The sequence below is a fragment of the Mycobacterium appelbergii genome (assembly GCF_032883035.1).
In the GTDB taxonomy this organism is placed as follows: domain Bacteria; phylum Actinomycetota; class Actinomycetes; order Mycobacteriales; family Mycobacteriaceae; genus Mycobacterium; species Mycobacterium appelbergii.
The window spans coordinates 52,170-73,621 of sequence record NZ_JAMQTH010000013.1; the positions used below are offsets into that span (position 1 = coordinate 52,170).

16 protein-coding genes are annotated in these 21,452 nt (G+C 66.3%); 11 read left to right on the forward strand and 5 right to left on the reverse strand.

Going from position 1 to position 21,452, the window contains the following annotated elements; genetic code table 11:
- Together mycP and M1247_RS26515 are read left to right on the forward strand one after the other, a co-directional pair.
- A complete protein-coding gene (gene mycP / locus M1247_RS26510; RefSeq protein ID WP_317159393.1) occupies positions 1–1,377 on the forward strand; it encodes a type VII secretion-associated serine protease mycosin in 1,377 nt (458 codons plus the stop codon).
- 73 nt (positions 1,378–1,450) lie between these two features.
- On the forward strand, positions 1,451–2,974 hold the full coding sequence (locus M1247_RS26515) for a MinD/ParA family ATP-binding protein (RefSeq protein ID WP_317159394.1): 1,524 nt from the start codon (positions 1,451–1,453) through the stop codon (positions 2,972–2,974).
- A gap of 38 nt (positions 2,975–3,012) precedes the next feature.
- Here the strand turns inward: M1247_RS26515 and M1247_RS26520 are convergent, their stop codons facing one another.
- Together M1247_RS26520 and M1247_RS26525 are read right to left on the reverse strand one after the other, a co-directional pair.
- The gene (locus M1247_RS26520; RefSeq protein WP_317159395.1) at positions 3,013–3,309 is read right to left on the reverse strand and encodes a YbaB/EbfC family nucleoid-associated protein; all 297 of its coding nucleotides are present in this window, start codon (positions 3,307–3,309) and stop codon (positions 3,013–3,015) included.
- A 40-nt stretch (positions 3,310–3,349) separates the two neighbouring features.
- Positions 3,350–4,063: a sigma-70 family RNA polymerase sigma factor gene (locus tag M1247_RS26525; RefSeq protein WP_317159396.1), complete on the reverse strand. Its 714-nt coding sequence runs from the start codon at positions 4,061–4,063 to the stop codon at positions 3,350–3,352.
- Positions 4,064–4,811: 748 nt separating this feature from the next.
- Between M1247_RS26525 and M1247_RS26530 the strand changes: the two genes are divergently transcribed.
- The 7 genes from M1247_RS26530 to M1247_RS26560 all read left to right on the forward strand — a co-directional run bounded on the left by M1247_RS26530 (position 4,812) and on the right by M1247_RS26560 (position 13,016).
- Positions 4,812–5,651 (forward strand): alpha/beta hydrolase, encoded by an 840-nt coding sequence (locus M1247_RS26530; protein ID WP_317159397.1) that lies wholly within the window; start codon positions 4,812–4,814, stop codon positions 5,649–5,651.
- Positions 5,630–6,628 carry an alpha/beta fold hydrolase gene (locus M1247_RS26535; protein ID WP_410506947.1) on the forward strand — a complete coding sequence of 333 codons (999 nt, stop codon included), beginning with the start codon at positions 5,630–5,632 and terminating at the stop codon, positions 6,626–6,628. The genes M1247_RS26530 and M1247_RS26535 overlap by 22 nt, the downstream gene beginning before the upstream one ends.
- A gap of 9 nt (positions 6,629–6,637) precedes the next feature.
- Positions 6,638–7,381: a DUF2786 domain-containing protein gene (locus tag M1247_RS26540; RefSeq protein ID WP_317159399.1), complete on the forward strand. Its 744-nt coding sequence runs from the start codon at positions 6,638–6,640 to the stop codon at positions 7,379–7,381.
- Positions 7,378–7,851: a TIGR04338 family metallohydrolase gene (locus M1247_RS26545; RefSeq protein ID WP_317159400.1), complete on the forward strand. Its 474-nt coding sequence runs from the start codon at positions 7,378–7,380 to the stop codon at positions 7,849–7,851. Before M1247_RS26540 ends, M1247_RS26545 begins: the two co-directional genes overlap by 4 nt.
- A 20-nt stretch (positions 7,852–7,871) precedes the next feature.
- Positions 7,872–8,528: an O-methyltransferase gene (locus M1247_RS26550; protein WP_317159401.1), complete on the forward strand. Its 657-nt coding sequence runs from the start codon at positions 7,872–7,874 to the stop codon at positions 8,526–8,528.
- Positions 8,529–8,620: 92 nt separating this feature from the next.
- Entirely contained in the window at positions 8,621–11,785 is a 3,165-nt protein-coding gene (locus M1247_RS26555) for an ATP-binding protein (RefSeq protein ID WP_317159402.1), read from the forward strand.
- A 4-nt stretch (positions 11,786–11,789) separates the two neighbouring features.
- Positions 11,790–13,016, forward strand: coding sequence for a glycosyltransferase (locus M1247_RS26560; RefSeq protein ID WP_317159403.1), 1,227 nt, complete (start codon positions 11,790–11,792; stop codon positions 13,014–13,016).
- Here the strand turns inward: M1247_RS26560 and M1247_RS26565 are convergent.
- Together M1247_RS26565 and M1247_RS26570 are read right to left on the reverse strand one after the other, a co-directional pair.
- On the reverse strand, positions 13,013–15,913 hold the full coding sequence (locus M1247_RS26565; protein ID WP_317159404.1) for an MMPL/RND family transporter: 2,901 nt from the start codon (positions 15,911–15,913) through the stop codon (positions 13,013–13,015). The genes M1247_RS26560 and M1247_RS26565 overlap by 4 nt on opposite strands.
- Positions 15,910–16,338, reverse strand: coding sequence for an MmpS family transport accessory protein (locus M1247_RS26570; protein ID WP_317159405.1), 429 nt, complete (start codon positions 16,336–16,338; stop codon positions 15,910–15,912). Before M1247_RS26570 ends, M1247_RS26565 begins: the two co-directional genes overlap by 4 nt.
- 239 nt (positions 16,339–16,577) lie before the next feature.
- Between M1247_RS26570 and M1247_RS26575 the strand changes: the two genes are divergently transcribed.
- Positions 16,578–17,165 carry a TetR/AcrR family transcriptional regulator gene (locus M1247_RS26575; protein WP_317159406.1) on the forward strand — a complete coding sequence of 196 codons (588 nt, stop codon included), beginning with the start codon at positions 16,578–16,580 and terminating at the stop codon, positions 17,163–17,165.
- A gap of 94 nt (positions 17,166–17,259) precedes the next feature.
- Positions 17,260–19,878 carry a helix-turn-helix transcriptional regulator gene (locus tag M1247_RS26580; RefSeq protein WP_317159407.1) on the forward strand — a complete coding sequence of 873 codons (2,619 nt, stop codon included), beginning with the start codon at positions 17,260–17,262 and terminating at the stop codon, positions 19,876–19,878.
- 7 nt (positions 19,879–19,885) lie between these two features.
- Here M1247_RS26580 and M1247_RS26585 read toward each other — a convergent pair whose 3' ends face one another.
- On the reverse strand, positions 19,886–21,343 hold the full coding sequence (locus M1247_RS26585; RefSeq protein WP_317159408.1) for a hypothetical protein: 1,458 nt from the start codon (positions 21,341–21,343) through the stop codon (positions 19,886–19,888).
- Positions 21,344–21,452 lie beyond the last annotated feature (109 nt).

Below are 21,452 nucleotides of genomic sequence, written 5' to 3' on the forward strand. Positions count from 1 at the left end.
ATGACGCGTGGAAAGAGGCACTGGGGCCGGGTGGCGGCGGTGGGGCTGTTCGTCGGCGGCATCGTGGCCTGGCCTGCGCCGGCGGCGGCCATCGGACCGCCGATCATCGCACCGGGCCCCCCGCCAACGGGACCGGTCGCCCCGACGGACCCTACCGAGCAGAAGACGGTGTGCGCACAGGCCACCACTCTTCCTGGCACCCAGTTCCGGCGCCGACCGGCAGGTGAGGTGATGCTCGACTACCGCTCCGCCTGGAAGTTCTCTCGGGGGGCGGGCCAGAAGGTGGCGGTGATCGACACCGGGGTGTCACCCAACCCCAGATTGCTCGCCCTGCAGCCCGGCGGCGACTATGTCTCGTCGTCGGACGGCCTGGTGGACTGTGACGCGCACGGCACGCTGGTGGCCGGAATCATCGCCGCCGCACCAAGTTCCGACGACGGCTTCAGCGGTGTGGCGCCGGAGGCGTCCATCCTGTCCATCCGGCAGAACAGCGGCGTGTACTCGGTACAGGGAGCGGGGACAGCGCAGGACGATCCCAGCGCGACGTCGACGGGTTACGGAAACACCCAGACGCTGGCCTACGCGATCACACGGGCCGTGGATCTGGGGGCGACCGTCGTCAACCTGTCCGAGGCGGCGTGTGCGCCGGTGGGCACGAACATCGACGACAATGCGGTCGGCCAGGCGGTGCGCTATGCGTTCGAGAGCAACGTCGTCGTGGTCGCCGCCGCGGGAAACATTGCCCAACAGGGCAATTGCAGCGAGCAGAACGGGATGGACGACCCGAATCGACCGTTGTCCGACGCGTGGGCCTCGGTGCGCACGGTCGCCAGCCCGGCGTGGTTCTCCGACTATGTCCTGACCGTCGGCGCCGTGACCATGGCAGGCCGGCCCGCCGACTTCTCGCTGCGCGGACCGTGGGTGGACGTGGCGGCGCCCGGCGAGCAGATCACGTCACTCAGCCCGACCGGTCCCGGGCTGACGAACGCATGGCTGGATCCCACGGCCGGTCCGGTACCGGTGAACGGCACCAGCTTCGCGGCCCCCTATGTCACCGGGGTGGTCGCGCTGGTGCGATCGCGATTTCCCGAGATGTCCGCGGGCGAGGTGATGGAGCGGATCAAGCACACGGCCAGGACGGCGTCGTCGGGTCCGGATGAGACCGTCGGCTACGGTGTCGTCGATCCGTTGGCCGCGTTGACCTTCCAGTTGCCGGCCAAGCCGGCGACCCCCGACTCGGCGCGGGCGGTGGCCGCGCAGGCGCCCGGCGTCTCGGCGGACCACCGTGCCCGCAACCTCGGCCTCGGCGTTCTGGTCGGTTGTGCGGTCCTCGCAGGCATCGCGATCACCGTGCTGGACATGCCGATGCGAAGGTAGGGAAGTGCACATCACCGACCTGACAGCCAATCACGCTACGACAAAACATCATTGGAGCAACTAGGGTGCGACTGTGACAGATGACGACCACCTCGACCGTCGGCCGGTCGACGACGTGGACAGCCGGGCCGCCGAACTGATGGCACGCCTGGCGGCGCGGCAAGGCCGGGTCGACGCTGCGCTTGCCGAACCCGTCTCGAGTGCCGAACCCGTCGAACCCGAACCGCCGCCACCCACCGCGCCGCCGCAACCGCCGAGCGCCGTCGAACCCCCGTTCCAGGACGGCACACAACGCACCGGTCGCCGGATGCCCGCGCCTCCATGGCAGGCAGCGGGCGATCCATCAGTCGAGGTGTTTCCCGCACCGGAGCCGCCGCGGGGGCAGCCCGCAGAACCCCGGCCGGCATTCCGACCGGACCGGCCCGCGCCACCTCCAGGATGGAACCGCCCGCCGCCCCCGCCGCCCCCGCCGCCCCCGCCGCCCCCGCCGGGTTGGCCGGGCCCGCCATTGTGGATGTCGCCCCGCCGGGACCGGGTTCCACCGACGTCCCCTTCGTCGGGTGACGAACCGGGATCCGGCCGACATGCTCAACCCCCCGGGAGGCCATCGTCCGGGCAGCGACGGCAGCTGGGGCCTGATTCCGTCGGCACCGATCGACGGGATACGACGGGGCCGCCTGCGGCCCGGCCCTTCGACGGCGATTCCCCGGACCACGAGCAGCTGACACCGCAATTCGGTTGGCGGCGAATGCTTTATCGGGCGACCAGGGGCCGGGTCAACCCGGGTGTGTCACAGAAGGACCACGAGCAGCAGGACCTCTTGGAGCAGATCAGACAACCCATCGCCAGCGACTTCCGGATCGCGGTGCTCTCGATCAAGGGGGGTGTCGGGAAGACGACGACCACCCTCGGGCTCGGTTCGGCGTTCGCGATGGTCCGCTCCGATCGCGTCATCGCCGTGGACGCCAACCCCGACCGCGGCACACTGGCCGAGCGCATCTCAGACTCGTCGACCTCGTCGACGGTGCGCGACCTGTTGCTCGAGCCCGACATCTCGCGCTATGCCGACGTCCGCCAGCACACACGCATGGCACCCAGCCGACTCGAGGTGCTCGCCAGCGTGCAGGATCCCGCGGTGGCCGAGATCTTCGGCGAAAGCGACTACCGACGCACGATCGAGATTCTGCAGGCGCACTACAACATCATCCTCACGGATTGTGGAACCGGGATCATGCACTCCTCGATGGCGAGCGTGCTCGACCTGGCGCACGCACTGGTGCTCGTCAGCTCACCGGCTGTGGACGCCGCGCGCAGTGCCGCGGCCACGCTCGACTGGCTGAGCCAGCATGGCTATGGCATGTTGGCGCGGGAATCACACGTGGTGCTCAGTGGCGCTCGAGCGGGTTCACGATCACCCGTGTTCGACGAGGTCTTCCAGTACTTCGAGGCAAGGAGCGGGTCCATCCACGTCGTCCCGTTCGAACCACACCTGGCCAGGGGCGCCGACGTCGACTTCGACATGCTGTCCGCGGACGCGGTGCGCGTCTACTTGGAGCTTGCCGGTGCCGTGGCCACAAAGTTTCCGCGGGTGAGCTGACGAGGGGTGGTGCTCCGAGCCGGCCGGCCCTTCGATGCCTATTCCGCGTTCTCCTGGACTTGCTCGGCCCGTATCCTGTACTGGTTCAGCAGAAATGCCTGTCGATCGGCGACGAGTTGGGCCGCGGCATGCGCGATCTTGACTATCTGATCCGCCAGGGCCTCGGCCCCGCTCTGGTAAGCGTGATCGCGCAACCACAATCCGGTCGGTGCGCCCCACCCGTCGACCTGCACGCTCACCGACTGGTCGGCATTGCTCACTGTCACCGAGAGTGAATCGATTTGTTCGTTGAGCGCCACGGTGAGGTCGCGCCGTTCGACGAGGCGTTCATTCACACCGTCTGCGCTCCCTTCGACGGCCAAGACGGCCCCGGGTTTACGCGCATTCTCTTTGCGTCAGGATCTCGCGAAGCGTCTTGCGGCCTCGATGAAGACGTGAGCCGACCGTCCCCACCGGTATGTTCAGGATCTTCGCGATCTCGGTGTTCCGGTAGCCCTCGACATCGGCGTAGAAGACCGTCTCCCGCAGGTCGTCTGGCAAATCCCGGAGAGCCAGTACGGCGACATCCGGCAGCGCGGACAGCACCTCCACCTCGGCCGACTGCCGAGCGCGTGACCGAAGCGAATCCACCGAGACCAGGTGATCTTCGGTCAAATCGCCGATGAGCTGCTCGGATGGCCTGCGCTGCGCGATCCGATAGGAATCCACCCAGGTGTTCACCATGATTCGATGTAGCCACGCCTTGAGGTTGGAGCCCTCGCGGAATGAGCCGTAGGACAAGTATGCCTTGAGGATCGTCTCCTGGACCAAGTCTTCGACATCGACCCGCTGTGCACACAGATTCCACGCTTGCCGGACCAGATGATCGGTCAACGGTACGACGCCCTCGATGAAACGAGATGTTTGCGATGCGGGTGCTATGCCGCCCATCACACCTTCCACCTCTTCCGGACGCAGACTGCGCAGGCGGCGTTCGAATGCCGAGGGTTCCTGCTGCGGCGGCGCAGAAGCGGCACTGACATATGGCGAAGACATTATCAAAGCCCTTTCATGCAAGGTCTTTTCACTACGGCTCTCGGTGGCCGACAATGGCACGATCTTGAACGAAGGCTATGCCCAAATTCTTCGTGCCGCATCCACGTGTGCCCGGTGCGCGCAGGTCTTTGAACGGATCGGCGACGGCACCATGTTTGCTGAATCCCTTGAAATGTCATTCTGGCAACGGATCGGCAGGCGTTTGGAAGTTCGGTTCCCTCGTGCCCGCGCGGACCCTCGCCGCCTACCGACAGCGAGACTGCCGTCGCGGATTTCAGTGAACCTCGCGCACCGGGACTCCGCAGCGCAAATCGATGCTCGGTCGACTACTCCATCCTGAGCAAATGCTCAGGGGTGATATCGACCCCGAACAATTCATCGATAACCACAGTTGGACAAGGGTTTATCGCATGCCAACGGGTTCGGGACAGTAGCTCGCTGCGGGTTGTTCGACCGCACCCTGATGCGTCCGTGTGGCAACCGTTTTGGCCGACAAGAAGACGTAAACGCAGCGTGAGGTGTGGTCGAATACTGCGATTTACCCTGAGCATTTGCTCATATCTACGTTGACTCGTACGCCGTGATGGACCCCGTGAACCCGCATCAGGCCCGTTCGCCAGCAAACGCACCGGAGTTGAGCCGGGCGTGCAATCGCCGGGATGTCGGCATGAAGAGAGTTCATACTTCCGTAACTGTTGATGCGGTCTTTCGGATCGGGTAACCGACGCATCGGCGCCGCATCGGTGCGATCGACGACAAAGTGGTCCGCTGTCAAGGGCACCCGACAACTACGATCGCCAAGGTGACCAGTACCCGCAGTGAACGGTCCTTCGACGGCGTGGGCGGTGTTCGCATCGTCTACGACGTGTGGACCCCGGACACCGAACCGCGCGGGGTCGTCGTCCTCTCCCACGGCTACGCCGAACACGCAGGCCGCTACCACCACGTCGCGCAGCGCTTCGGCGAGGCCGGGCTGATCGTCTACGCCCTGGACCACCGGGGCCACGGCCGCTCCGGCGGCAAGCGGGTATACCTGCGGGACATGTCGGAGTTCGTCGGCGACTTCCACAGCCTGGTCCGCATCGCTGCCGCCGCACACCCCGCGTTGAAGCGCATCGTGCTCGGCCACAGCATGGGCGGCGGCATCGTGTTCACCTACGGCGTCGAGTACCCCGACGAATACTCGGCGATGGTGCTCTCCGGTCCCGCGGTGTACGCCCAGGACGGGCTGTCCCCGGTCCTGGTGGTGGTCGCCAAGGTGCTGGGCAAGATCGCACCGGGGTTGCCCGTCGAGACACTCGACGCCGACGCGGTGTCGCGGGATCCGGAAGTGGTGGCCGCCTACAAGTCCGATCCGCTGGTCTACCAGGGCAAGCTGCCTGCGGGCATCGCGCGGGCACTGATCGGGGTCGGTGAGACCATGCCCCAGCGGGCCTCGGTGCTGGCCGCCCCGCTGCTGGTGGTGCACGGTGAAAAGGACCGGCTGATCCCCGTTGTCGGCAGCCACGTACTGGTCGAACATGTCCCCACCGAGGATGTGCATCTCAAGGTGTATCCCGGCCTGTTTCACGAGGTGTTCAACGAGCCGGAGAAAGCCGTGGTACTCGACGATGTCACTGCATGGATCGAGGCACATCTGTGAAACGTTTTGCCGCAGCGCTGATTTCGGTGTTGGTCCTGGCCGGTTGCGGAACCGACGAAGCCAAACCGGCAGGCTGGTCGGACAGCGACGTGAGCTTCGAGGCCGACGGCCTGACCATTCACGGCACGTACCGCAATGACGGCAAGCCCGGGCCTGCCGCGCTGCTGATCTCCGAGAGCGGCAACACCGACCGCAATGGGGACAACGCCGTCGCCGGTCCGGTCGGCAACATGCGCCAACTGGCAGAAGCATTGTCGGACAAGGGTGTGTCCAGCCTGCGGTACGACAAGATCGGGACCGGGAAGACCGGACTGGGCCCCTACGAGAAGAAGCCGACCGAGGTGGTCAGCGCGGTCTACACCACGGGTGCGGACGCGGCGCTGCGTTTCCTGGCCGAGCAGCCCAACACCGACAAGGACAAGGTGTCTGTATACGCGCTGGGTGAGGGCGCCATCCACGCCATGGTGCTGGCGGGCTCCGGCGATCCCAAGGTGCAGGCGCTGGGGCTGCTGCAGCCATTGCCCGGCCGGTACCTCGACATCATCACCAACCGGGTACGCGCCAACGGGAACCCGGAGGTGCTGGCCACCTGGCTGGCCGCCGTCGACCAGGTCCGGACCCAGGGCACCGCCCCCGCCAAGCTGCCCGAGGGATTGAGCGCCCTGGTCAATCCCGGCAACCTGAAGGCGGTCATCGCTGCGGACCAGATCGACCCGCTGAAGCTGGCCGCCGACCTGCCCGACGGGATGCCGGTGTTGCTCACCTGCTCAGACTCAGACGGGCAGGCCAGCTGTGACACCGAGCGTCCGCTGATCGACGCGCTCAAACACACCGCGCTCCGAGTCGTCGAACTCAAGGGCGTCAACCACGTGCTGCGCGACGACCCGACCGACAACGTCGCCAACTACGCCAACGGTGGCCCACTGTCACCCCAGGTCCTCGACGCGCTGAACGCCTTTGTCGGCGGCCCCTCATAGGATCGCGCTGTGAGCGACGACAAGATGCTGGCGCGGATCGCGGCCCTGCTGCGTCAAGCCGAGGGCACCGACAATCAGCATGAGGCCGAGGCGTTCATGGCCGCCGCTCAGCGGCTTGCCACGGCGACGTCCATCGACCTCGCGGTGGCCCGGTCGCACTCGGCCGAGCGCACCAAGTCCCAGATGCCCGTGCAACGCACCATCACCATCGGTGCGGCAGGGGCCAAGGGGCTGCGGACCTATGTCCAGCTTTTCGTGGTGATCGGGCTGGCTAATGACGTGAAGTGCGATGTGGCGTCGAACTCCACGTTTGTCTACGCGTACGGCTTCGCCGAGGATATCGATGCCACCCATGCGCTGTACGCCGGCCTGGTTATGCAGATGGTGAAGGCCTCCGAGGCCTACATCGCCTCCGGTGCGCACCGGCCGACCCCCACCATCACCGCCAGGCTCAACTTCCAGCTGGCGTTCGGCGCTCGGATCGGGCAGCGGTTGGAACAGGCGAAGGAGGAGGCCCAGCAGGAAGCCGACCGTGACGACCGTCCCGGCACTGCTATTGCGTTGCGGGACAAGGATATCGAACTCAAGAGTTTCTATCGGCAGGCGTCGCAGGCCCGGGGCACCTGGCGGGCCACCAGCGCGTCTGCGGGGTACTCCTCGGCAGCGCGGCGAGCGGGGGACCGGGCCGGAAAACGCGCGCGGCTGGGACCGAGCACAGAGCTGTCCGGCGCCCGCGGCGCACTGGAGAAGTGACGGCCCGCGACGTCGCGCGGGCCAGGGTCTATGCGGCCGAAGAGTTCGTGCGGACGATGTTCGACCGTGCCGCACAACACAGTTCGCGCGCAATCGACTTCTTCGGCACCTCGCTGACCCTGCCACCAGAGGCGAAGTTCGCCTCGGTGGAGGCGGTGCAACGCTATGTCGACGGGGTGCTCGCCCGCGTCGGCGGCGACCCGGTCACGGTGCGGGCGCGACGCGGCACCACCGCCGCACACTACGAGCTCACCGAGGACACCGCCGTCATCGCGGTGCCTGAACAGCACACCACCTGGGCCTTGCGCGAACTGGTGGTGCTGCACGAACTGGCGCACCACCTGTGCACCGTCGCCCCACCCCACGGACCGGCCTTCGTCGCGACCTACTGCGAGCTGTGCGAGACGGTGATGGGTCCCGAGGTCGGGCTGGTCTTGCGGATGGTCTACGGAAAAGAGGGCGTGATCTGACCTGCGCTAGCCTGGCGGCCATGGTCGAGCCCCGCGATGTCGACGTCATGTTCAACCAGGTTCTGCGCACCGAGGACGATGCGCTGCTGGCGGCCCGCACCTCGGCGGAGGCCGCCGGGATGCCAGCCATCGAAGTGTCGGCGCAACACGGCAAACTGTTGGCCCTGCTGGCCAGGATGTCTCAGGCGCGCCGGGTGCTGGAGATCGGCACGCTGGCCGGCTACAGCACCATCAACCTCGCCCGCGGTGTCGGCCCGGACGGCACGGTCGTCACGTGCGAATTCGAACCCCGCCACGCCGAGGTGGCCCGGGCCAACCTGGAACGCGCCGGGGTCGCCGATCGGGTCGAGGTGATCGTCGGCGCCGCACTGGACACCCTGGCACGGTTGGCAGACCGCGGTGACGTCTATGACCTGGTGTTCATCGACGCCGACAAAGAGAACAACGTCAGCTACGTCGAATGGGCGATCAAACTGGGCCATCCGGGTTCGGTCATCGTGGTGGACAACGTGACGCGGATGGGGCGGGTGCTCGAGCCGGCCGCCGAGGACCGTCAAGCGCTGGCAGTGCGCGACATGCTGGAAATGATGGGTCGGCACCCGCGCCTGGAGGCCGCGGCGATCCAGACCGTGGGCACCAAAGGTTGGGACGGCTTCGCCGTCGCCCTGGTCAGTTAGTTCGACGGATCCCCGACAGTTTGGCAAACGGGGACCGATTCGCCGCGGTGTGCGCGATCATGAGGAAATTGACGCACTAGCAGGTTCGGCGGATGTCCAGTCCAGTCGGTGAGCACACCGACCGGTGCATCTCGTGCGGCCACGACCTGCGTGCCAGGGCACGGTTCTGCGATGCGTGCGGGTCGCCGATCACGCCGCGGGCCACGACGAGCGAGCACAAGCAGGTGACGGTCCTTTTCGCCGATGTGGTCGGGTCGATGAAGCTCGCCGCGGCACTGGATGCGGAGCGGCTCCGGGAGATCATGAACGAGCTGTTCAACCGTGCGGCCGCGGTGGTGCAGCGGTATGAGGGCACCGTGGACAAGTTCACCGGTGACGGGTTGATGGCGTTGTTCGGCGCTCCGGTCGCGCTGGAGGATCATGCTCTGCGCGCATGCGTGTCGGCGCTCGAGATTCAGGCTGTCACGGCTGCGCTGGCCGCTGCGGTGCTGCGGCGTGACCGCGTCGCCCTCCAGATCCGCATCGGGCTGAACTCCGGCGACGTCATCGCCGGCGACATCGGCGCAGGGCCGGGGCGGTACACCGCGGTGGGCCATCCCGTCGGACTGGCACAGCGCATGGAGGCGGCAGCGCCTCCGGGTGGAGTGTTGTGCACAGAGTCCACTGCACGGCTGGTCGAGGACATCACCCGGCTGGGTCCGGTGAAGAACGTTCGGGTGAAGGGTGCCGCCGCGCCGGTGCAGGCCCGCCAACTGCACTCGGTGGAGACCCAGCGCAAGTTGTTGGGCCGAACCGACGGGGTGATGCTGGGCCGCGATACCGATCTGAATCGGTTGCAGAGCGTGTTCGACTCGGGCCGTGGCGCTCTGGTCGGCATCGTCGGCGAGCCCGGGTTGGGTAAGAGCCGCTTGATCGGCGAGTTCGCCGCAGCCGCCGCGCATCGCGGTGCCGAGGTGGTCGTTGCGCGATGCGAGGCGCATGCTTCGGCGCTGGCATTCCGGGTCCTGGCGCAACTGCTGCGGGGCATGTTCAAGGTCGAGGGGCTGCGCGCGGCCGACGCCCGTGAACGCATCGTCGCCCAGTGTGCGGGGCTCGTCCCGACGCACGCGTCCGACATGCGAATTCTGTTCGAAGCGATGGGAATCGACGAAGCAGCAGTGCTGGATGGGCAGGTGAGTGTCGACGGACGACGACGCCGGCTGGTGGAGGTGATGACGCGGGTGGTGCAGGCCCGTTCCACTCGAACCGTATTCGTGCTCGAGGACGCGCACTGGATCGACACCCCCAGCGACGAGGTCCTCGCCGGGTTCGCCGCCGTGCTCGACGCGACGACGTTAATGTTTCTCACCACCTACCGACCGGAGTTCCACGGGGCGCTGCAGCGCAATTCAGCGCAGACGATCACGCTCCAACCCCTGGACGAAGCGGTGGCGGTACGCCTGGTCGGGCAACTTCTCGGCGACGATCCGTCCCTTGGCGGCCTGGCCATACGGATCGCCCATTCGGCTGCAGGCAACCCGTACTTCATCGAGGAGATCGTCCGGGATCTCGCCGGACGAAAAGTGTTGTCCGGTAGTCGTGGCGATCATCGGCTGCCGTCCGGTGTCGACCGGATAGCCGTTCCGCCCACCGTGCAGGCGGTCCTGGCGGCGCGGATCGATCGGCTTCCCGTCGACGCGAAATCGATGCTGAACGCGGCGGCGGTGATCGGCGCGCAGTTCGACATCGACACGCTGCGGGTGCTGCGTCCCGACGCCGGCTCCACCGGGCTGTCCGAGCTGGTATCGGCGGCCCTGATAGATCAGGTGGAATTCGTTCCGCGGCAACGGTACTGCTTCCATCACCCGCTGGTGCGCGCGGTCGCCTATGAATCCCAGCTGAGTACTGACCGGGCGAAGGCGCACAGTCGCCTCGCGGCGGCCATCGAGCGCCGTGAGCCTTCCTCAGCCGACGAGAATGCGGCGTTGATCGCCACCCACTTCGACGCGGCAGGCGAAAGCGTCGACGCGTACCGCTGGCATATGCGCGCTGCCGAATGGCTGCGGCCCCGCGACCTACCTGCGGCACGCGAGCAGTGGGAGCGGACACGGACTATCGCCGACCGACTACCCGATGATCAGGCGGGTGTCGCAGAGATGCGTATCGCACCGCGCACCATGCTGGTATCCACCTCCCTCTACGTCGGAAACGATGCCGGGACCGAGCAGCGGTACCGCGAATTCCATGAGCTTGCAACGCGAACCGACGATACGCGGTCACTCGCGATCGGAATGGCCGGCCAGTTGTGGGCGATGACGGCCAACGACCACCGCCTCAGCGAGGCGGTGGTGCTGGCAAAAGAGTTGCAGGACATGGTGATCGCCGCCGACTGGGATGGAGAGGCCGCAGGAATCTGCGTCAACGCCATCGCCTTTGTCTTGTTCGCCAACTGCGAGTTCTCCGCCGCGCTGCAGGCCATCGACCTGCTGGAGGGGCCGCGTGTGCCTGCAGTCGAACTGTCACCGGCGCACGCCCTGCGTGGGGTCATCGAGCTGTGCATCGGTCACGGTGACCGGGGCCGTCGCGATCTGCACGAGGGTATCGCGCGGGCGCGGGCACTCAACACCGTCGTCTATTCCCACGTTGTGATGTATGCCGGTGTGGCTGTGGCACTGGGATTATGCGAAGCCGGCGAGTTGATCGACGACATCGAGGAGGCCTGGCGGCAGGCGGAAACGCTGGGTGAGGTCAGCGGCGTCATCTGCGCGCAATGGGCGTACGGTACGGCGCTGCTGCGGGCAGCGCCCCAGTCTCATCAGGTCGCGGTCGACCTGCTCGAAGATGTGCGCTCGTACATCCACACGCACGACTCGATGACGTTCGCACTGCCGACCGTCATCGCCGACCTTGGTGCCGGTGCGGCGCGAAGAGAGGGGCCCGACGGAGTTCTCGACGACCTGCGCGCCAACTTGGCGCTGCATCTGCGGGCCGGCTCCAGAGTGTTTGCCGGTGCTGTGGGGGAGGCGCTCATCGAGCTTCTCATCGAACGGAGATCCACCGGCGACCTCACCGAGGCGCGTGTGGTGATTGACCAATGGCAGACGCAGCGGCCCGGGATTCCCGCTCTGGACCTGTGGTGGCTGCGGTCGCGTGCCCTGCTGGCCGAGGCGGAAGGTGACCAGGCGAGTTCGGATGACCTCGTCACCGAGTACCTCGACCTGTGCGAAAGATTGGACGCACGAGGTCGACTCGCCGATGCCCGGGCAATGAGAGGTTAGTCCGATGGCGACGATACTGGCCTACACCTCACCCGCGCTCGGTCACCTGTTGCCGATGAGTGCCATGCTGTCGGAGCTGGCGGGGCGTGGTCACGAAGTCCATGTGCGTACGTTGTCCGCCGGGATCGACATCGGCAGGCAGCTCGGATTCAGCACGGAGAAGATCGATCCGCGCATCGAGGCGATGCGGATGGATGACTGGAAGGCCGGCAATCCCCGGGCCGCACTGAAGCGCGGTGTCGCGGTGTTCGGTCGACGTGCCCCGATCGAGGTCGCTGACCTCGGAGACGCTGTCGGACATGTTCATCCAGATGCGTTGCTCATCGATGTGAACTGTTGGGGTGCGTTGTCGGCGGCAGAGGCCGGTGACATTCCGTGGGCGACCTTCTCGCCGTTCACGCCGCCGCTCCGCGCGTCTGGAGTGCCACCGTTCGGGCTGGGGTTGCGGCCGCGGGCCGGAGTGATCGGGCGGATGCGGGACGCGGGGGTGCGGGTCGCGGTGCTCGGCCCTCTGGAGAAGATCATCCTGCCGCCGATCAACGGCATTCGCGAGGCGGTGCATCTATCGCGGGTGGCCTCGACAGACGAATTCCTCCGCCGGACACCGCTGATGCTGCTCGCCAGCGGCAAGCCCTTCCAGTATCCACAGACCGAATGGGGTGATCCGGTGCAGATGATCGGACCATGTGTGGCCGACCCGGTAGCGGAACCGATACCGGATTGGCTGCGTGCGATCGACCGGCCGATCGTTCTGGTGACGACGTCATCGGAGCAGCAAGACGATGGCGGCCTTGTGGAGACGGCACTCGCCGCCTTGGTCGACGAGCCGGTGCACGTGGTCGCCACGATGCCTGCCGGGCTGCCGACCAGCACCGCGTCGTCTCCCAATGCGACCGTGCGCCAGCTCCTCCCGCACGGCGCGGTGCTGGACCGTGCGGTGTGTGCAGTGACCCACGGCGGGATGGGAGCGACCCAGAAGGCGCTCGCCCGTGGCGTTCCCGTGTGCGTCGTCCCCTATGGACGTGACCAGTTCGAGGTGGCACGGCGGGTCGAGGTGGCGGGATGTGGCACGCGCCTGCCGGCGAAAAAGCTGACACCGCCGCGGCTGCTCGAGAAGGTGCGCCAGGCGATGGCGATGGCGGCCGGTGCCAGACGGGTCGCCGCGGGATTCACCGAGGCCGGTGGGGTATCCCGCGGCGCCGACCTTTTCGAGAGTCGCGTGCTCGGTTAGCTGAGCGCGTCCTGCGGATCTTTCTGGATCGTCGGCCACGGCTGCGGCTTCGGCCGCTGACGGACCATTTGTGGCCACCAGAACCACTTTCCGAGCAGCGCCGCGATCGACGGTGTCATGAAAGCCCGGATCACCAGGGTGTCGAAGAGCAGGCCAAGGCCGATGGTGGTGCCCACCTGCCCGATGATCGCCAGTTCGCTGACGGCCATCGACATCATGGTGAATGCGAACACCAGACCGGCGGCGGTCACCACCGAACCGCTGCCACCCATGGCGCGGATGATGCCGGTGTTCAAGCCCGCATATATCTCTTCTTTGAGCCGGGATACCAGGAGCAGGTTGTAGTCGGCGCCGACGGCCAGCAGGATGATCACCGACATCGCCAGCACCATCCAGTGCAGCTCGAGTCCGATGAGGTGTTGCCAGATCAGCACCGACAGCCCGAAGGACGCGCCAAGCGATATCAGCACCGTGCCGACGATGACCGCGGCTGCCACCACGCTGCGGGTGATGATCAGCATGATGATGAAAATCAGGCACAGTGAGGCGATTCCGGCGATCAGCAGGTCGTAGTTGGCGCCTTCCTGCATGTCTTTGAAGGTGGCCGCGGTACCGCCGAGGTAGATCTTCGAGCCCTCCAACGGCGTGCCCTTGATGGCCTCCTTGGCCGCGAGTTTGATGGCGTCGATGTGCTTGATGCCCTCGGGGCTCATCGGATCGCCCTCATGGCTGATGATGAACCGCACCGCATGGCCGTCGGGGGACAGGAACATCTTCATGCCGCGCTTGAAGTCCGGGTTGTCGAACGTCTCGGGCGGCAGATAGAAGGAGTCATCGTTCTTGGCCTTGTCGAATGCCTGCCCCATGGCGGTGGAGTTGTCCTGCATGGCCGCCATCTGATCCTGCATGCCGCCCTGGGTGGCCTGCATCGTCTGCATCATGGTCTTCATCGTCTTCATGGTCGCGATCATCGGCGGCATGAGGATGAGCATCTGCGGGAGCATCTCGTTCATCTTGTCCATGTCCGGCACGATGGTCTTGAAGTCGTCGGTCATGGTGTCGACACCGTCGAGGGCATCGAAGACCGATCGCATCGACCAGCACATCGGAATGTCGAAGCAGTGCGGTTCCCAATACAGATAGTTGCGGATCGGCCGGAAGAAATCGTCGAAATCCGAGATGTTGTCCCGCAATTGCTCGATGTCGCCGACCATCACGTGCATCTTGCCGACCATGCTGTTCATCGTCGCCGACATCTCTGTCATGAGATCGATCATGTTGGTCATCGTGTCGATCATGGTTTGCATGTCTTCGGCCTGAACGCCCATGTCAGCCATGCGGTCCTGCATGTACTTCTGGTTCATGGTCTGGGTGGTGCCCTGCATGCTGATCTGGAACGGGATCGAGGTGTGCTCGATCGGGGTGCCCTGCGGCCGGGTGATGGCCTGTACCCGGGAAATGCCGGGCACCTCGAAGATCCGCTTCGCGATCCGCTCGATCACCAGGAAGTCCGCCGAGTTACGCAGATCATGATCGCTCTCGATGAGCAGCAGCTCGGGATTCATCCGGGCCGGCGAGAAGTGCCGGTCGGCGGCCGCGTAACCACTGTTCGCCGGGAGATCCTGCGGCAGGTAGTCGCGGTCGTTGTAGTTGGTGCGGTAGCCGGGCAACGTCAAGAGTCCGATGAGCGACAAGGCGATCGTGGCGATCAGGATCGGTCCGGGCCAGCGCACCACGGCGGCACCGAGCTTGCGCCACCCACGAGTACGCATGGCGCGCTTGGGTTCCAGCGTCTTGCCGAACCGGCTGGCCACGGTGATGACCGCGGGCCCCAGTGTGAGCGACGCGAAGACCACGACGGTCATGCCGATCGCCAGCGGGATACCCAGGGTCTGGAAATAGGGCAGGCGGGTGAAGTGCAGGCACAGAGTGGCACCGGCAATGGTCAGGCCCGAACCCAGCACCACATGCGCGGTGCCGTGAAACATCGTGTAGTAGGCCTGTTCTCGGTCCTCGCCGACACTTCTGGCCTCTTGATATCGCCCGGTCAGGAAGATCGCATAGTCGGTGGCCGCGGCAATCGCCAACGTGACCAACAGGTTTGTCGCGAATGTGGACAAGCCGATGATCTCGTAGAAGCCCAGGAACGACACCACACCACGGGCGGCAGCCAGCCCCAACACCACCATGGCCAGGGTGAGGATCACCGTGACGATGGACCGGTAGACCAGCAGCAGCATGATGATGATGACGGTGAACGTCATCATCTCGATCATCCGCATGCTGCGGTCACCGGCGATCTGCTGATCGGCCGCCATCGCGGCCGGACCGGTCACATACGTCTTGAGTCCGGCTGGGGCCTGCACACTGTCGACGATGGACTGAACGGCTTCCACCGACTCGTTGGCCAGCGCCTCACCCTGGTTACCGGCGGTGTAGACCTGCACATACGCCGATTTGCCGTCAGAACTCTGCGCGCCGGAGGCGGTCAGCGGGTCGCCCCAGAAATCCTGGACGTGCTCGATGTGCTTCTTGTCGGCTTCGAGCTTGTCGACGATCTCGTCGTAGTACTTGTGCGCTTCGTCGCCGAGGGAGTCCTGGTCCTCCAGGACCACCATCACCGAGCTGTTGGACTTGAACTCCTGGAACACCTCGCCGACGCGCTTCATCCCGATCATCGACGGGGCCTCGTCGGGGCTCATCGACACCGAGCGCATCTCCCCGACCTCTTCGAGCTGGGGGACGATCACGTTCAGCACGGCGATGATGGCGATCCAGACCAGAATGATCGGAATGGACATCCGCCGGATCCACTTGGCGATGCCGCCCGGCTGGGCGTGCCTGGGACCAGCTGCCGGGAAGGCGTCGGTCGGTGCGTCGGAGGTGGGGGAGCTCATGCAGATTTCACCAAGCAGAAGGTCTGGGCGTTCACGCCGTTGGAGGTGCGCTCGTCTTTGAGTTCGTCATCGACCGAAATGCGGCAGCTGATCGTGTCACCGTTGCCCTGCGCGACGATGTTGGGAAACACCGACGGCGCCGTCGACTCCAACCGCAGCGTCCACGGCAGGCTCACACCGTCGACCCGTTGAGGCTGGGCGTCGAGGTCCAGATAGTTGACGTCGGCATAGGCGCCCGGTTCGCCGTAGATCTCATAGACCACGACCTTGGGATCGAACGGTTTGGTGTCATCGACCTTTGCGCTGGCCATGCCCGTGCCATCTCCGGCGCCGAAGAACGTGCGCACCCGCAGCACAGTGAACGCCCCGACAACCACCACGACCGCGATGAGCACCGGAATCCAGAACCGTCTCAAGAGGCGCATATTCGCTCGTTGGCCTTTCGGTTGAGATATGCAGTCACGTATTCGGCCGATGCCGGCGTGGGCGGCGCTGAGCAGGTTGGCGTCGAGCAGCTGGCGAAGCTGCGACCTCCCCCGCGGGCGTCCTTGCCGGATGACAAATGAAACCTATACAGTCGGCTAACTGGAATCAAGTTAGTTCAGTTAATTGAGCATGTGATCTGGCCCCCTTGGGTAGGCTGCGGCGCGACGGAGGGACTGGTGTGGCGAAGGCGGTATTGCCGCGCGGGTTCGCGCGTGACCGGGTGCTCGACGCGGCGCTCGACCTGTTCGCCGAGCACGGGGTGAACGGCACGTCGCTGCAGATGATCGCCGACCGACTCGGCGTCAGCAAGGCTGCGGTGTACTACCAGTTCCATTCGAAAGACGAGATCGTGCTGGCAGTTGTGCAGCCCGTTTTCGACGACCTCGCGCGACTGGTCCGGATCGCCGAGGCGATGTCGTCGGCAGACGCACAGCGCGATGTCGCGGTCAGCGGCATGGTGGAACTCGCCGTCCGGCACCGGAGACTGACCGCGGTGTTCCACGGTGATCCGGTCATCGACAGCCTGGTGCATACCCGCAGTGATCTACAGGACCCGATCGAGCGCATCACCACCATCCTGCTGGGCCCCGACCCCGACGTCGCCAGTCGGATCGTCATATCCATGCTCGCGGCCGGGGTGTACGGCAGTGCAACCGATCCCGAACTCGCCGACGTGACCGACGACGATCTGCACAGCACGTTGTTGGAATGCGCCCGGCGGTTGCTGCGGGCGCCGGTCGCGGTTACGGCCGACTCAGCAGACTGACAGTTGCGTTAATTCCGCTCCCGGGCGTCGTGAAACGCCATATCCTGGGCAATCGCGGGAGTCGACGACTGCGACGACGGATAGCTGCAACACCATGAAGCTGGCGGGACGCGAAGTAGAACTGGCGGCAATACGGCGTGCCCTCGGTGGGCCGGGTGGTCACCACGGTGTGCTGATCGTGGGCAACGCCGGAGTGGGTAAGACGCGGCTGGCGCGAGAAGCGCTGAACCACGCGGCGGCATCGGGGCATCGGACCAACTGGTTTGTCGGCACCGAATCCGCGCGGGCGATCCCACTCGGGGCGTTCACCGGATCGATCACCCAGAGCATGTGCGACCCACTGCCGAACGTGCGCCGCGTGATCGACACGTTCGTGGCCCAGCAGCGTCGGGGCAGGGTCGTCATCGGCGTCGACGACGCCCATCTGCTCGACGGCCTGTCCGCACACGTCGTGCATCAACTGGCCCAGACCCAGGGAGTGCGCCTTGTCGTCACGGCCCGGCCAGGAGGCGCCGAACCGGACGCCGTGACCGCGCTGTGGAAAGACAGCCTGCTGGACCGGATCGATCTGGAACCCCTGTCCGAGGCGGCGGCCACGACGCTGATCGAAGCGGTCGTCTCCGGCCCCGTGGACAGCCGTAGCGCGCACCGGTTCTGGAAGCTGACCGACGGCAATGCGTTGTATCTGCTGCAACTGGTCAAGGACCAACTCGCCGCGGGGCAGCTGCGCCAATCGGCGGGCGTCTGGATGTGGGGCGGCGATGTCGCTGTGTCCCAGAGCATCACCGACATGGTCGGTCGGCGCCTCGGCACCCTCACCGAGGGGCTTGCGCTGGTGCTCGACACGCTGTCGCAGTGTGAGCCGCTCGGCGTCGACATCCTGTGCGATCTGGTGGCGCGCGCCGATCTCGAGGCCGCTGAACAGATGCACCTGGTGACCGTCGAGCGGGCAGGCCGTGAGCTGGTGGCCCGGCTGGCGCATCCGCTCTACGGCGAGTTGCGCCGGGCCACCGCCGGTGAGATGCATTTGTCGATAATCCGGGGACGGCTCGCGCAGCGGCTCGCGTCGGATCCCGACACCGATATGCGGGCGACCGTGCGTCGCGCCCTGCTGGCCTTGAACTCGAACCTGCCTGCGGACCCCGAGCTGTATCTCACCGCAGCGCGGTGTGCCACCGTGCTGCTCGACCCTGACGCGGCAGAACGATTCGCCGCCGCCGCAGCGGAGTGTGGTGCGCCAGAAGCGGGGCCGATGCGGGCGATGACGCTGATCCTGCTGGGCCGCGGCGCCGACGCGGAGGAAGTGCTGCGCGGGATCAGCACCAACGGTCGGCCGGACAGCCACCACTGGGTGACGTTACGGGCGGCCAACCTGACCTGGATGCTCGGGCGGCCGCGCGATGCGGCCGATCTTCTCGAAAAGCTTGCCACCACAGCGGAAACCGATGGGCAGCGGATCGAGCGCATCGCGGTGGAGGCCTGCGTGGATGCGGTGCTGGGTCATTGTCAGAATGCGGCCGAAAAGGCCAGGACTGCTTTGGATTCCGAAGGCCTGACCGATTTCCACGCGATGATGGCCTCGCTGGCGCTGATGATGGCGTTGGGTGCGCTGGGCGTGGTCGATGACATCACCGCGGTGGCCGACCAGGCCATCAAGCGTGCCACCACCTCGTTTGAATCCTCACCGATGCGGTTCTGGTTCGGTGCCGTCCACGGGCGTGCCTGCCGGTTGACTGGTCGGAACGACGAATGTGTACGCACCGCGGCGTATCTCGAGGAATCCGCCCGCGATGTGCCCGGGCTCGCCTATGCGAATCTCGCGTTCCTGCTCGGGCATGCGGAATTGGTGAGCGGCGCCCTCCCCGACGCCGTCAAACACCTGCACGAAGCACTGGCTGGTGCCGAAACACACGCAGTGACAACGGGTTTACGTGCTGCGAGTCGCTTTGCGTTGGCGGAGGCCCACGCCAAGCTCGGCCACGCTGCGGCGGCTCAGGACGCGCTGGCCTCGGCGCACGACTGCGTGCCGGCTGATTACGTGTACATGCAGACGGCGCTGTCGCTGGTCACCGGTTGGACCCTGGCTGCCGGCGGCGCATTGGGCGAGGCCGTCGGCGTCGCTCTCGACGCCGCCCGCGTTGCCGCCGAACGCGGACAGCCGACACACGAGCTCGCCTGCCTGCAGGCCGCGGCGCAGTGGGGCGACGCCTCCGGGGCCGTCCGGGCCCGTGCACTCGCGGATGCGCTCACCCTCCCGCTGGCCGACACCGTGGCCCGCCACACCGAAGCCCTGGCAGCGCACGACGGAGCCGGTCTGCTCGATGCCGCAGCCGGCTACCAGGCCGTCGGTGACCGGGCGAGCGCGGCGGACGCCACCGCGCAGGCCGCCGTGGCGTTCGGCCGTGCCGGAAACAACAAGCGGAGCATGTATGCCGCCGCCGTCGCGCAGGAGATCGCGCAGGAGTGCGGCGGCCTGTGCACACCCGCGCTACGGAACCCGGCGGGCCAACCGCTGACCCACCGCCAGCGTGAGATCGCCGAACTCGTCGCCGCCGGGTTGTCCAACCGCCAGATCGCCGACCGCCTGGTGATATCGGTGCGCAGCGTGGAGGGCCACCTTTACCGGGCCTGCCAACGGGTGGGGGCCAGTTCCCGTGAAGAGCTGGCGGCGATCATCCTGGCCGGTCCGAAGGGACTGGCACTACACGGGTGAGACGCGGTCACCATCGGCAGCTGTCGGCGCCCAGGCCCGAGTCGACCGCCCGAAACGCGAGCAGATGCCGCTGCCACCACGGCAACGGCGCTGCCAGAACGGGATCTGCGATCGCATCCTGCACCACATGGGGTACCCCGTCCCGCAGGTAGGCGATGCGGATGCCGCCGATGCCCGCCCGCTGCCAGAGCACCACCGTGCGCCGCAGTTCCAACCAGGGGATTCGGACCGGCGGCTCCTCCGATATCCAGCGGGCCTGCCACCGGAGATACGTCAGGCCGCCGAGCACGCGATGCAGCGCATCCAGCTCGACCTGCTCCGGCAGCTCCAGACCCACCACCGTGACGGTGTCGCGCTGGTAGCCGGCCAGTTCCAGCGCGGTGACACCGGGAAGCAGGTGGTTCGTCTCGCCCTCTTCGGTGTGCAGGTTGCTGAACATCGAGTAGTTCGCGACGGTTTTGAGCCCCAGAAAAGGCGTGGCGCCGTTGGCGAACGCCAGCAGCGGAACGAGCAGCAACACCGCGGGTTTCAAGCGCCAGCCCGGCGAGCGGACACCGGCGGCCTGCGCGGCGAGGTAGCCGCGCACCAGGGCGAACATGAACGGTCCCACGGCGAAGAACCAGGTGGCCACGAGCAGGGTGTGCCAGGGCAGAGCGACGGGACTTGTCGGCGAATCGGCAAAGGAGGACACAAAACTCAGCAATACGTGCGCCGCGAAGCCGGTGAGCGCCCATCGCCGCAACGCCGCGCTCCTCGGCGCCAGACCGGTGAACACCTCGGCAGGGACCAGCAGCACATACACCGCGAAGACGATCGTCGCGAAGTCGTAGAACGAGGCCAGCGCCAGGACCGAGTGGAAGCCGACGCCGAGCAGCACACCCCAGCACCGCAGCCGCGGTACTGCCAGCAACACGAGAATGACGGACTCGATCACCACCGTGGCGATTGCGGAGAACTGTGCGACGGCCGGGCTCAGCACGACCTCGCCGAGACCGTTGAGCCAGATGAGTTGGGACAGTAAGTCGCCGCCACACGAGACCGCCGAGGTGAAGAAGGCGGTGTTCAACTTGTCGAAGACCGTGAACAGATAGACCACCAGCAGTACGAGACCGGCCGGGCTGCGGGCGGCATCCAGCCAGCGCGCGACGACATCGCTGTGGGCGCCGGGCCGGTTCCGGGTGGCCAGAGCCCACCACGCCGCGGCCCCGAGAGTGAGGGCCACGAGCAGACTCATCACCAGGTGGTTCGCCGCAGCGGGCAGGTTCAGCACCGCCAGCGTGGCGCCGGCCACCACGACCAGTCCGACAGCGGCCACCGAGCCGGGAAACATCAGTGCAGGCAGGCCGGCCAGAAGCGCAGGCACGACCGCGAGGGGCTGACTGTCGGAGTAGTGGAACACCAATCCCATCGCGAACAGCGTTGCGAACCAGCGCAGTTGCTGACGCGCACCCGTGGTCCCGGCCATCCGGGCACCGTTGCCGCGCCACCGCATTGAGCTACTCCGTTCGAGGGTCGGATCGCACTGTACTTGGTGTTCCCGCAGGCTGGTCAGGGGCGTAATCTGGGCAGTGGTG